General features: G+C 70.2%; 10 protein-coding genes and 1 pseudogene. 5 read left to right on the forward strand and 6 right to left on the reverse strand.

Going from position 1 to position 12,358, the window contains the following annotated elements:
* Positions 1–117: 117 nt before the first annotated feature.
* Positions 118–5,958 carry a hypothetical protein gene (locus tag L1785_RS16765; protein WP_236090430.1) on the forward strand — a complete coding sequence of 1,947 codons (5,841 nt, stop codon included), beginning with the start codon at positions 118–120 and terminating at the stop codon, positions 5,956–5,958.
* On the forward strand, positions 5,955–6,437 hold the full coding sequence (locus tag L1785_RS16770; protein ID WP_236090431.1) for a DUF4198 domain-containing protein: 483 nt from the start codon (positions 5,955–5,957) through the stop codon (positions 6,435–6,437). Before L1785_RS16765 ends, L1785_RS16770 begins: the two co-directional genes overlap by 4 nt.
* Here L1785_RS16770 and L1785_RS16775 read toward each other — a convergent pair.
* Genes L1785_RS16775 through L1785_RS16790 form a run of 4 tightly spaced genes read right to left on the reverse strand, consistent with a single transcriptional unit; the run spans position 6,434 to position 9,420 of the window.
* Positions 6,434–6,973, reverse strand: coding sequence for a hypothetical protein (locus L1785_RS16775; RefSeq protein ID WP_236090432.1), 540 nt, complete (start codon positions 6,971–6,973; stop codon positions 6,434–6,436). The two genes, L1785_RS16770 and L1785_RS16775, sit on opposite strands and share 4 nt — an antisense overlap.
* A gap of 47 nt (positions 6,974–7,020) precedes the next feature.
* Entirely contained in the window at positions 7,021–7,698 is a 678-nt protein-coding gene (locus tag L1785_RS16780; protein WP_236090433.1) for a hypothetical protein, read from the reverse strand.
* Positions 7,695–9,128 carry a hypothetical protein gene (locus tag L1785_RS16785; protein WP_236090434.1) on the reverse strand — a complete coding sequence of 478 codons (1,434 nt, stop codon included), beginning with the start codon at positions 9,126–9,128 and terminating at the stop codon, positions 7,695–7,697. Before L1785_RS16785 ends, L1785_RS16780 begins: the two co-directional genes overlap by 4 nt.
* A 10-nt stretch (positions 9,129–9,138) precedes the next feature.
* On the reverse strand, positions 9,139–9,420 hold the full coding sequence (locus L1785_RS16790; RefSeq protein WP_236090435.1) for a hypothetical protein: 282 nt from the start codon (positions 9,418–9,420) through the stop codon (positions 9,139–9,141).
* 313 nt (positions 9,421–9,733) lie between these two features.
* Here L1785_RS16790 and L1785_RS16795 point away from each other — a divergent pair, with 313 nt between their 5' ends.
* Positions 9,734–10,162 (forward strand): CBS domain-containing protein, encoded by a 429-nt coding sequence (locus L1785_RS16795; RefSeq protein WP_236090436.1) that lies wholly within the window; start codon positions 9,734–9,736, stop codon positions 10,160–10,162.
* Position 10,163: 1 nt separating this feature from the next.
* On the opposite strand, the gene L1785_RS23415 is transcribed toward L1785_RS16795, so the two are convergent.
* Both L1785_RS23415 and L1785_RS16800 read right to left on the reverse strand, forming a co-directional pair.
* On the reverse strand, positions 10,164–10,292 hold the full coding sequence (locus tag L1785_RS23415; RefSeq protein WP_372461879.1) for a hypothetical protein: 129 nt from the start codon (positions 10,290–10,292) through the stop codon (positions 10,164–10,166).
* A 9-nt stretch (positions 10,293–10,301) separates the two neighbouring features.
* On the reverse strand, positions 10,302–11,234 hold the full coding sequence (locus L1785_RS16800) for an SDR family NAD(P)-dependent oxidoreductase (RefSeq protein WP_236090437.1): 933 nt from the start codon (positions 11,232–11,234) through the stop codon (positions 10,302–10,304).
* 99 nt (positions 11,235–11,333) lie between these two features.
* On the opposite strand from L1785_RS16800, the gene L1785_RS16805 reads away from it, so the two are divergent.
* Positions 11,334–12,005 (forward strand): TetR/AcrR family transcriptional regulator, encoded by a 672-nt coding sequence (locus L1785_RS16805; RefSeq protein ID WP_236090438.1) that lies wholly within the window; start codon positions 11,334–11,336, stop codon positions 12,003–12,005.
* A gap of 166 nt (positions 12,006–12,171) precedes the next feature.
* Positions 12,172–12,358: pseudogene (locus L1785_RS16810) on the forward strand (aminoglycoside phosphotransferase family protein); the annotation flags it as partial.

The following is a 12,358-nucleotide window of genomic DNA, read 5'->3' on the forward strand; positions in this document are numbered from 1 at the left end:
CCCTGTCGCAGATTTGTCGCGGCGTGTATTGTGCCGTTTGCCCCGGTATTGGGGGAGCGCTCCCACAAGGTCAGCACCTGCACAGCTCGGTTCCCCACCTCCAGATGGGACTGCCCGATGGTCGCAACGCTGCGTCACCTGCTCGCCATGCTCGCCACTGCCGCTCTGCTGCTCGGGGTAGGAGTCTCGCCCGCCGCGGCGAGCGAGACGGAACCGGAGCCGCCGTCGTCGGCGAACGCCCCCGAGGTGACTGTGCTGGACACGCCGGTACTGCCGCAGCAGATCCAGGACCTGCCGGCACTGGACCCGGGCCCGGACGAGGAAGTGGTCACGCAGCGCGAGCCGAACAAGGCGACGCAGGAGGTCGGGGTGCTTCCCGGTCTGGATCCGGTGTCGGGCAGGCCTGACGTGCCGACGGAGCAGGTGACGCCGGAGCCGGCGGTGGGTCCGGGGTCGGTGGCCTTGCCGACGCGGCCGGCGAGCGAGCTCGTCGACGCCACAGCGGCGGACGCCCTGGCGACACTGGACGCGGCAGGTCGACTGAGCGACGGCGCTCCGGACCTGGATGCAGAGGACCTCCAGCCGCAGATCGACACGTCGACCCCGGCAGACGCGTCGCGTATCGCGACGCGGCTCGAGCTGCAGACCGCTCTGGCGGGCGTGGAGCTGGCGACGGACCTGGGAGTCGACCCGCTGGCGATCCTCGAGGCGCTGCCCGACGGTGTGCCGCGGGTGACCTATCGGGTGTGCTCGGAGTCGGCTTCGCAGGGTGTCTCCTGCTCGATGCGGCTGCCGCTGGCGGTTCCGGCGATCGTCGACGCCACAGGTGACGGCTCCCCGGACGTGCTTGCCGACCTGCTGCCCGCTGCGTCGGTGGACGATGTCACGGCTGCGGTGAACGAGCTGCTGGAGGCGCAGGAGCTGCTGGCGGACGCTCAGGACCGGCTGGCGAACCTGCTGGAGCTGATCCAGGACCCGCTCTACCTGCTCACGCACCCGGGCGCCCTGCTGGAGGTCCTGGAGCTGCAGGGCCTGGTCGAGGACCTGACGGCTCAGGTGGCGGCCAAGACGACCGCGCTGCTGGAGGTGGTCCACCTCGGGCTGGCGATGCTGGAGGTGCGGCTGCCCACGAGCGAGTACGCGGGCGAGGACCTGCCGGCGCACGTGTGGGCGGTGTACGACATCCCGGGGGCGAAGCGTCTGTCGGTGGGCTTCGACGGGTACCGGCGCGGCACGTCGCTGTCGAGCGCCACGCTGGGGTTGTTCACGTTCTCCCCGTTCTCGACGTTGGCCGGAGAGCTCGACATCAACGCCCACCTGGCCCAGCTGGGCGCGGGGGACGCGATGGCCGTCACGGCCGGGTTCTCCTCGGTGGCGGACACCGAGGGTGGTGAGGCCTTCGACCCGACGGTCGCCTCGGCGCGCTTCTCGCCCGTGCCGACCCTGTTCTCCACGGATGTCGAGGTCAAGCCCGCCACCGAGGAGCGCGACCAGACGGCGAGCGTGGACGTGACGAGCACGACCGAGACGCGGCTGGACGCCATCGTCCTGGCGAACGCCCGCAGCGGTGACGCGCCCGAGGACCGGTTCGTCCAGGCCGTCGTCGACCAGGTGCCCACCTCCGTGAGCGCGCAGCTGACCTGGAGCGGCACGGGGGACCGGGCCGATCTTGCCTATGAGGCGGACTCGGCGATCAACGACCTGCTGTTCGCCGACCACACCTACGCCGGCGGGACCGACCTGACGCAGGCCACCCAGGCCACGGCGCAGGATCTGCCGGCCTCGTTCGACGCGGCGCTGGCCACGGCGCCGTCGGGCTCCGTGACGCTGGACTATGCCGCAGCGTCACGCATGACCGGGATCCAGGTCGCCTACTTCGACCGGGCCGGCGAGCTGGTGCTGCGCGGCGGCCTGGACGACATCCCCACCCAGGTCTCCCTGATCGCCGACGCCGCCTCGGGCCGGGCCCTGTTCGACGCGCCGGGAACGCTGGGGGCAGCATTCGTGGACGCCTCCCAGGGCCTCGCCGACTACCCGCCCGCGACCGGGGACCACGTCACGCTCGTGACCGACGGCGCCGACCTGGGCGTCTCGGCTCGCGTCACCGGTCTGCGGCGAGTGGACGCCTACTTCGACGGCCACCCACGCGTGACGACGTCGTTCGTGCCGGGCGGGCAGGCCTTCGACGCCGCCGGCAACCTCGACGGCATCCACCGCGCGCGGGCGCACATCTCCAACCTCCCCGCCGACGCGAGGATCGACGTCTCGACGGTCGACCAGCAGGTGCGGTATGCGGCCAGCGAGATGATCGGCCTCGCCTCGATGGCCTACACCAACACCCAGGAGGGCCCGTCGGTCACCGCCGCCGTGCACCAGGTACCGGCCACCGTCGCGCTGGACTACGCGATGGGAGAGACGCCTCGGATCGTGTACGAGGCGTCCTCCGGCGTGCCGCAGGTCGACTTCTTCGCCAGCCCGGACCACGTCGCGAACCTGGACCCGACCGGGGACCAGTACCTCTCTGCGCTGATCGAGGACATCCCCGCCACCATCGACGTCGGGATGAACCTGAGCACCCAGCACCTCGACGGGACCCTGTCGTCCCGGCTGGGCGGGATCGACCTGACGGCCCGCTTCGACCTGGCCGGCCGGACCTGGACCGCCGGGGCCGACCTGGACGGGATCCCCACCCGGTTCGACGCGGACTGGGCCGACGGCGCCGTGCGCGCCCGGGCGCTGACCGGGACGATGGACAGCATCGACCTGTACGCCGGCAACCACCCCGGCCACACCGCTCCGACCGGCCTGCGCCTCGCCGCCACGTACCACGAGTCCACAGGGGACATCGAAGCCGCCGTGCGGACCAGGAACCTGTCGCACGTGGAGTACGCCGACACCGGCGAGACACAGAACTTCCGGCTCGAGACCGACACCGGCGGCGACCCGGTGCACGTGGACGTCGACGCCGTGCTGGCCGGACCCGACGGCACCGACGACACCCAGCTGGCAGTGCTGGGACGGGTGGACAACCTGCCGGCCACCATGGACGTCACCTTCACCGGCGAGCGGCTCACCTACACGGCCGACCGCCACATCGGCCTGACCCTCGAGGCGCGTCTGGGGAAGATCGCCGCCCTCGGCGGCCTCGGTGCACCGCTGTACGACAACGGCGTCGGCGCGGTGGCCCGCACCTGCACGACGGGCGCGGGATGTGCCGCCGAGGCGGGTTCGCCCTTCTGCCCCGAAGGCACCGGATGCCTCGGCCTGGTCGGGACGATCAGCATGCAGGGACTGCCGACCCAGGTCACCGCCGACCTCGCGAACCGCACCGTCACGCTGACCGGCTACCGGTCGCCGTCGGACACCCTGAACGCGTACGTCCGGCTGATCGGCATGATCGACGACCTGCCCGACCTGCGCGCCGAGGCCGAGCTGACCGGCCTGCCGGACAGCCTGGACCTGACCGTCGGGCCGATCACCGTTGGCGACGGGACCATCCGTGCCGGCTACGACGCCAGCGCAGCCCTCGGCGCCCTGACCCTGCGCGCCCAGGCCGACACGTCGTACGAGGCCTTCCCGCACCTGCGGGCCCGCGCCGAGGTCTCGGGCCTGCCACAGGCGTTCGACCTGGCGGCGGTGATCGGACAGCAGACCACCGTGACGATGACGAACTCCGCATCAGTCGCCCGGATCGGTCTGGCGGTGACCGGGGCCGAGCAGGGATACCTCGACGCGGCCCTGACGGAAATCCCTGCACAGGCCGAGGTCGCCATCGACATGGCGGGCTCGCTGATGACCGGGACCACGTCCGCGCCTCTCGGCGGGGTCACCGTGCTCGCGAACAACCTTCCCTACCAGGGCGACACGTGGGGCGCCTGGCTCGAGATCGCAGGAATCCCCTCCGGCTTCCAGGTCGGCTGGGGCAACGGGACGTTCGGCTTCACCAGCTCCGCCGGGACTCTCGCTCGTGCCGCCGCCGCCGTGACCAACCACGCCGGGGCCACCGCACCCGTCGGGTCCCACCTGGCCGTCGGGTACCGGGAGTCCGCAGGGACGATCGACGCCAGCGCCTCGGTCTCGGGGCTGTCCAGTGCGACCTACGGGACTCAGGGGTCGACACAGAGCTTCGACCTCGACGTCGCGGCCCAGATCGTCGGTCTCGACGCCGACGTCGTCCTAGAGGCCGGGGGTGTCGACGACACCCGGCTCGCCCTGTCCGGTCAGCTGCGCACACCGAACGCCGTCACCATGCAGATCGCCGACGGCAAGTACACCTACACCGCCGACACCACCACGGGCCTGCGCCTGCACGCCGAAGCCGGAAAGATCGCGGCCCTCGAAGGACTGGGCGCGCCGCTCTTCGACAACGGCGTCGCCGCCCGCGTGTCGGCGTGCGAACCAGGTCAGGGCTGTTCCGAGGAGCTGCTGCCCGAGTTCTGCGCGGTCGTCGACGGCTGCTTCGGCGCGGTGATGAATCTGAACCTGCCCGGCCTGCCGACGCTCGTCGCCGTCGACGTGGCCCGTCAGACCGTCGACATCGACGGGCTCCGGGCTCCGGGCGGCAGCCTGCGCCTCTACGTCGAGGCACTCGGGACTCTCGTCGACGTTCCCCGCGCCGAGGGCCTGGTCACTCTCGACGGTCTCCCGGCAACGGTCGACGTCTTCCTCGGGCCGTTCCGGTTCGGGGCCAAGGGCAAGGGCAAGGAGCTCGCACTCGGCTACGAAGCCTCCGCCGACGTCGGGACGCTCACCGCGCAGGCAGACGCCGAGACCGCCGACTACGGTGACTGGCGCGGCCGTGTCTACCTGGACCCGGTCCCGCGCACCCTCGAGGTGACCGGTGACTTCGGCGAGGAGAGCGCGATCACGACGAACCTCGCCGCGCCCGTCGAGACCCTGGAGATCATGGCGACAGCAGTCCTCGGAGGCCAGCTACCTGCCGGGACGGGCTCGGCACTCTTCCGCCTGACCGACGTACCGGACGCCTTCACCTTCAGGGTCGCCGGGTCGCCAGGCGAGGACTCGATGGCCGTACCGCCCGTCGTCTACGACGCGACGGCGTCCGACGGAGACGGGTCGACGCTCGACGGCCTTGTCGAGGTCGAGGCTGATCTCATCGCGGCGTTCCCGATCGCGGGCGTGCCGATCTCGATCGCGGGCAACGTCGTCGTCGAGTTCGACAACCTCGGCGCGAAGACGGGCGTGATCGTCGGCCCGGACGGCATCCAGATCGACTCCGGAGAGTACGTCACCGATCGGATCGCCCTTGGTGCGTCGATCAACAGCGCGTTCGCGCCGTACACGTTCGACAAGGAGGTCGTCGCTCTCCAGTGTGCGGGCATCGACGTCGCCACCGGATCGCTCGTCGGGCACGTCAACGTGCCCGAGATCTCCGTGGACGACATGACCGTCCAGTTCACCGACGTGGCGAACGTCGCACTCCTGCCGAGCCGCGGGGTCAGCTGGCTGGCCACCGGCGTGAGCGGCGACTACGGGAGCCTCACCATCGACATCGCCGGCATGACGATCGAACCGGACGTGGCGATGAACTTCAGGATCGACTATCTCGGCGGGGGCGATCCGACCGACGTTCCTCTGCTCCTGCTCGACGAGGGCGAGACGGTCACCGGTACCCGGTTCCACGTCTCCCGCGACGGCCACTGGGGCCTTGCGGGGACCGTGCCGCTGCCGCTGGCGCCGGACCTCCCGATCTACACGGACCCGGGCAAGACCCAGGCGCAGGTCAACCACATCGAGATCGCCGGTTCCGACGGGAACCAGGTCATCAACTACCTGGACGTCGACCCGTTCCCCGCCCCGATCTCGGAGAACCTGCGCTCGGTCGGCCTCCACCTGACGACCATGTACCTGCTCAACCCGTTCGGCCCCGCGGACGAAGAGGACGCCCGGACGGACGACCCCGCAAACCCCGACGACGGATACGAGCTCTGCCTATGAACCGAAGGACCGTTGCGACTGCCGGGCGGGTACTCGCACTCACGTACGTCGTAGGACTCCTGACGGGCTGCGGAACCGGCAGCGGCTACGCCTCCTGTTCGCCGACGGAGCTGGTCGCGGACGACGTCACCGTGGCCACGGAGTCGGAAGCCTTCGCCCTGGCGGCTCGGCTGACAGCGGACGGTCGACCCGTAGAAGGCGCTGAGCTGGAGTTCTTCCCGGTCTACCGGGACCCAGAGGGTGCAGAGACCGCGATGGGAGGGGGCGCGGGCACCACCGACGCAGACGGGCGAGCCACCTACGAGTACACCGGCGGATCGCGAACGATGCTCGGCGCGTCCGACGACGTCCTGCTGGGCTACACCGCGGAATACCGGGCACCACGGCCGATCGGCGGCACGGAGTACTGCCCGGCGACAACCGAGCGCGCGGTGCTGGACGTGCCATGCGCGGGGCTGGCGTGCCTCCTCGACGACTAGGGGAGTCGACGAGACGCGGAGCCGGGAACCATCTGCTTCCGCAGGTTCACGGGGTTCAGGCCGGGGCCGGTCCACCGGAAGGTGGTCATGACGGCGTCGAAGAAGAGGACCAGCGCCTCGGCGAGACGCTCCGTGTCGGGGCTGTCCCAGACGGTGCTGAAGGACAGGACCAGCCAGTCGCCGTCTGCCTCGTCCCGGGAGACGACGTACGCCACCTGGCGCGTGATCACCGCCGGCCGGTCGCCCGCATGCTCTACCTCGTGCCGTGTGTTCGTCGCGCGCACCCCCGGACGCCCATCGAGCTCGACGGGCTCGCTCTCGTCGTATCCGTCGCCCAGGACGCTGGTCGCGACCTCGACCGGGCTGCGGCCGACGACGCCGAAGAGCTCGGTCTCGGTGATGGAGGCCGGGATGATCATCCCCTCCATCGGCTCGACCGGGAGGTACACCACCCCGGCAGCGGCCTCGCCGGCCGGGAACCGCGCCCAACCGGGGGGAAGCAGGAAGGCCCACTCGTCGGTCGGTCTCCTGTCCACTGACTGGCCTTCCGGGGTCCCGCTCGCCACGTCGACCGTCGGCCGAGTCATGTCCCGCCCCGGGTGATCCGCACAGCAGGCAGGAGCTCGTCGAGCAGCTCCACCATCGCCGCGCCGAGAAGGAGGTCCTGGGTGCGCCACACCAGCACCGTGTCCACCACGGCGTCCGGGTGCTCGGTGCGCCGCCCGAGGCACACGCTCATCCAGGCGCCCCCGGTCACCTCGCCGACGTCGAGGCGGACCACCCGCACCCCGTCGCCGTCCGGCAGGTCGAGGTACTCGATGTCCGGCGGCGCGGCGGGGTAGCCGCCCGTCGCACCCAGCGCGGCCATGAGGCCGTCGTCGGGCTCAGCCGGGTCGCTCACCCCGACGGCGACCAGCACCGGCACCGGGCCGCGCCCGAGCACCCCGACCGCGGCGGCGACACGATGTCCGGCCGGCGCCATACCGTCGGCGAACTCCCGGAGGCTGGCGACGGACTCGGCGGCCGCCCGGTCGAGGGCGGATCGCGCGGCGTCGTCCAGCTCGGCCGGCTCGCCGTCGTCGCCGGGCTGCGGCTCGAGCGACGCGCGCACCGCGGCGGTCGCCTCCCGCTCCCACGTCGCGACGTCCTCGTGGTCCTCGGTCACGGCGGACGGGACGACGAGCCAGCCGTCGGGCGGGTCCACCCGCCAGGCCCACCGGGTCTGACCGGTTGCGGGCGCGCGATCCGTCGACGTCGTCATAGGACCGGGTTCTCCCCGTACAGGCCGCTGTAGTCGGCGTCGCGCCAGCCGTCGAGGCTCCAGCGCGGATCGCCGGGGTTGAAGTTCGACGGGTTGATCAGGCTGAACGGCCGCATCGCCCACCCGAAGGTGTACGAGACGGGGCCGAGGTACATCCACGGCTTGATCGTGAAGCCCGCGATCCCGAGCTGGCTGAGGGCTGCGCTGATCTTCTGCACGTCCTTGATGTCGCTGATCCCGATGAGGCGGTCCCAGCGCCACGTGCCGCCGCCGATGCGGTCCATGAAGCGGCTGAAGTCCGTCGCGAGGTACTTCGGGTTGGTGATCTGCCACCAGCCGGGAGACACGCTGGTCTTGCCGGCGAACTCCTGCCAGCCGCGGAGGTTCTTCGCGAACGGCGCCATCGTGATCGTCAGATCGTTGATCCGGCGCGTCAGGTCCGGGTTCCGGCCGATGCTGACCATGCTCCGCAGCCATTCCCGGTCCCGGAACAAGAACTGGAGCTGCCGGTTCTGATTGGTGAACGCCCCGGCCCCGCGCCCGAGCTGTGCGGCCTGGACACCCTTGAGCCCGCCGGCCATCTTTGCCGCCACCCCGATCAGGCCCAGGCTGAGCACGCCGATGATGACGCTCAGCCAGCTGCCCTCGCCCTGGACGGCCAGGATGAAGCTGGCCACTACCGAGACCACCGTGACGACCACGCTGAGGAGTGTGAGCATGCCGAGTCCCGGGATGAGGATGCTCAGCACCGCCAACGCCATGCCGATGTACATGAGGACCTCGACGAGCTTCTTCAGGACCTTGTTCAGCGTGTGCAGGAACGCCTCCCAGCCGCTGTGGTGCAGCCCGTCGTCGCCCCAGTTCTCCCGGATCTTGTTCGCGGCGGTGGTCGCGGCCTCGTCGAACCTCGTCATGGCGACGCGTGCCTTCGCCTTGGCCGCCTCGAGGCTGCCCTTCGCGGCGTCGATCTTGCCGGTGCGGTTCTGGGACTCTCGCTTCTCCGTGTCGGTGAGCGGGGGCGCGTCGTCCGGCCGGTCGGCGTTCACCGGATCGGGCATGCCCTCCGCGGCCGACTGGTTCGCCGCCGCGTCCTGGGCCTCCTTCAGCGCCAGGCCGGTCTCCGATCGCGCGAACTCGAGCTCGGGCCGGAACACGCGGAGCGCGTCGCGGACGTCGACGTACCGCTCCGAGGCCTTGTTCAGCGCGTCGGCGCTCTCCCGGGACCGCTTGCGCATCGCGTCGGCCGCCTTGCCCTTGAGCAGGGTCTCGTCGCCGTCGCCGATCTTCTTGAGCAGCTTCGCCTGCGTGGTCATCGCGAGGGCGATGTCCTCGTAGTGCCTGATCACCGGGTCCAGGCCGGTCACATTCGCCGGCACGGGGTCTGAGTCGTATCCGAGCAGATGCCAGTCCCCGGCCCGGGTGTCGCTCATCGTCCACCCCCTACTGCTCGTCGAACGATGCCGCGAGCTCGATCTCGAGGTTGTTCCACTGCTCGGCCGCTTGTTCCATCTTCTTCTGCAGGTCCGAGAGGTTCGTGGTCAGCTTCTCCCGCTTGACCCACCAGTCCTCGACGAAGTCGTCCATCGCCCGCTTCACCGTGTCGTGACCCCAGACGGCGCCGTCCTCCCACAGCTTCTCCATGTTCTTGAACTCGTCCACGATCGCCGCCAGCTGCTTCGCGGCCTCGTCGACGGCGACCGAGGTGACGACGAGGTCAGCCATGAGTCACCTCTCGCTCGTACGTTACGGACGGTCTCGCTCGTGCGTCGCAATCGTCACGAATGGAACTAACCGGTCGGCCTCGGGTGTGTGAACAGCAGACGAACGGCTCGCGACGCCTACTTCGGCGATCACGTGAGGGAACGGTCGTCGCGAGCGACCTCGGCGTCGCGGCGGTGTTCGCGGAGGCCACGCTCACGTGGCTGCAGACGCCGCGGCCGCGTCGCACGCCATCGAACCGATCCTGTGTCGTACGGTCCTGGGGGAGTCCGCAACGACGCGGGCCTTGCCAGCGTGCGAAGGAGGTTCTCGGAACATGCGGGTCACAGAGGCATTGAGGCGCAAGGGCAGTGCGGTCATCACCATCTCGTCGGACCGGAGCGTGCGTGAGCTGCTCGCCCTGCTCGCCGAGCACAGGATCGGCGCGGTCGTGGTTTCGGACGACGGCGTCGGCGTCGACGGCATCGTCAGCGAGCGCGACGTGGTCCGTCGGCTGCACTCGGACGGGGACGCAATCCTCGACGGTGCGGTGCGGGACATCATGACGGCCGACGTGCACACCTGCGGGCCGGAGGTCACGCTCGACGAGCTGATGCCCGTGATGACGGAGCGCCGGATCCGGCACGTGCCCGTGCTCGTGGACGGCCGGCTGACCGGGATCGTGAGCATCGGTGACGTGGTCAAGCACCGGATCACAGAGGTGCAGGACGAGCGCGACCAGCTGAAGGACTACATCACCGGGTGACTCACCCGCAGGTTCCGCAGGGCCGGGTGGGCGGCTCGCGCCTCCGGTACTCCCGGGGCGTGGCGCCCATCTCCGCGAGGAACTGCCGGTTGACGGTGGACAGGTTGGTGTAGCCGAGCTCGTCGCAGATGCGGGCCGGCTACTTGATCTGCTCCATCAGTTCTGGCTGCGTCTCGGGGAACTTCACGCCGGTGAGGTCCTCGGAGACGGTCCAGAGGCGTTGCTGGATGGTCCCGTTCTGGGCCTGCGGGCTGGAGGCGACCAGGTGTGGGTCCCCGCGGCGCTCGCCCCTTCCATCAGGTCCGTAGTACTGCCCGCCGAGGACGGCCGGGTCGGTGGCGGCGCGCACGGTTGGTAGCGCCCCCATCGCCGCGTCCTGGCTGATCAAGGGTGCGACGATGGGTCCGATCAGACGGAAGGCAGCGGGAGCGTTGCGGAGCAGCTCGGTGTTTGCGAGGCCCGGGTGGGCGGCGACGGAGATCGTAGTGCCCTGCGGCGCGAGGCGGCGTTGCAGCTCGTAGGCGAACAGCAGGTTCGCGAGCTTCGACTGCCCGTAGGCCGCGGCCCGGTCGTAGGACCGATCCCACTGCAGGTCGTCGAAGTGGATGGCGGCGCCCCCCAAGCGGTGCGCGAGGCTGCTGACCGTCACCACGCGGGAGCCTGGCACGGGCAGCAGCAGGTCCAGCAACAGCCCGGTGAACGCGAAGTGCCCGAGGTGGTTGGTGCCGAACTGCAGCTCGAACCCGTCCCGCGTGGTCTGCTTGGGCGGGTACATCACGCCGGCGTTGTTGATGAGCAGGTCGATCGAAGCGTGCCTGGTGTGCAGCTCTGCCGCCGCGTCGCGGATGGACTCGAGCGACGTCAGGTCCAGTGCCTGCACGGTGAGGTCACCGGAGATGCGGGCGGCCGCCTTCTTGCCCTTCTCGACGTCTCGCACGGCCAGTACCACCGTCGCTCCGTGTTCTGCGAGGGCCCGTGCGGTCTCGAAGCCCAGGCCGGTGTTGGCGCCGGTCACGACCGCCACCCGGCCCTTCTGGTCGGGAATGTCGCGCTCAGTCCACTTTTCGCTCATGGTCGTTCTCCCTCTTACGGACCGTCGGTCTGATGTCAGGTCGACCGTAAGAGACCGACGGTCTCTTGTCAAGAGACTGCCGGTCTGTAAACTGACGGTATGACATTCCAGCGAGCGCGCAGTGAGGAGCAGCGAGAGATCCGGCGCCAGGCGATCCTCGACGCGGCGATGGCGATGCTCGACGAGATGCCGGTGGCCGAGGTAGGCCTCAACGAGTTGAGCCGCAGGGTGGGGCTGGCCAAGTCCAACGTGCTGCGCTATTTCGAATCCCGTGAGGCCGTACTGCTCGAGCTGCTGGACGGTGCCCTGCAGACGTGGCTCGCGGAGGTGTCGGAGGAGCTCGCCGCCGGCGTCGACCCGCGCCTCCCGGCGAGGGAGCGTGGCGACCAGGTGGCCGCGGTTCTCGGCCGGTCACTGGCCCGCCACACGGTGCTGTGCGATCTCGCCAACGCGCAGGCCGGGGTCCTGGAGCACAACGTGTCCGTCGACGTCGTCGTACGCCACAAGCGGTCCGTCATCGCCACCCTTGGGGCCACGGTCGAGCTGATCCGCCGCCATGTGCCGGAACTCGGCGACGGCGCCAGGACGGTGTGCATGACGACCCTGATCCTGGCAGGCGCGCTGTCGACGTACTGTCGGCCATCCGCAAGTACCCTCGCCGCCTACGAGGTCGACCCGTCACTGGCCGAGCTCCAACTGGACCTGCGCTCCAACCTGGAGAGCGCCGTGGCCACGCTGATCACGGGCACTCTGGTGCGGTCCGGCGCTTAGCGCACGGCGTCGTCTTTCCCGACGAGATGCCGGACAGCCTTGACGACGGTGCGTCGGTCAGCGATCCACTTGCCGGGTGCGTCAGGCCGTGTATCGACGCCGGTGGTGGTGTCGCCACCCGCAAAATCCGGCGCCATCGGCGGCAACCAGCGCCAGGATGGCCGGTATGGACGACGTTGAAGTCGTCGTCGCCCACAGCCAGCGCGCGACGCTGCGCGTCGGCGAGGTGTTCCTGAAGGTCGACAGCGACCCGGCGCACGCCGACGTCGAGGTGCGGGCCATGGCCATGGCGCCGATGCCGACCCCGGCGATCCTGTGGCGCGAGCCGCCCGTGCTCGCGATCGCCGCCGTGC

Source organism: Antribacter soli (assembly GCF_021568775.1).
In the GTDB taxonomy this organism is placed as follows: domain Bacteria; phylum Actinomycetota; class Actinomycetes; order Actinomycetales; family Cellulomonadaceae; genus Antribacter; species Antribacter soli.

Coding starts and splice junctions, on each gene's coding strand:
- L1785_RS16765 (WP_236090430.1), top strand. CDS start 118: ATGGTCGCAACGCTGCGTCACCTGCTCGCCATGCTCGCCACTGCCGCT.
- L1785_RS16770 (WP_236090431.1), top strand. CDS start 5,955: ATGAACCGAAGGACCGTTGCGACTGCCGGGCGGGTACTCGCACTCACG.
- L1785_RS16780 (WP_236090433.1), bottom strand. CDS start 7,698: ATGACGACGTCGACGGATCGCGCGCCCGCAACCGGTCAGACCCGGTGG.
- L1785_RS16785 (WP_236090434.1), bottom strand. CDS start 9,128: ATGAGCGACACCCGGGCCGGGGACTGGCATCTGCTCGGATACGACTCA.
- L1785_RS16790 (WP_236090435.1), bottom strand. CDS start 9,420: ATGGCTGACCTCGTCGTCACCTCGGTCGCCGTCGACGAGGCCGCGAAG.
- L1785_RS16795 (WP_236090436.1), top strand. CDS start 9,734: ATGCGGGTCACAGAGGCATTGAGGCGCAAGGGCAGTGCGGTCATCACC.
- L1785_RS16800 (WP_236090437.1), bottom strand. CDS start 11,234: ATGAGCGAAAAGTGGACTGAGCGCGACATTCCCGACCAGAAGGGCCGG.
- L1785_RS16805 (WP_236090438.1), top strand. CDS start 11,334: ATGACATTCCAGCGAGCGCGCAGTGAGGAGCAGCGAGAGATCCGGCGC.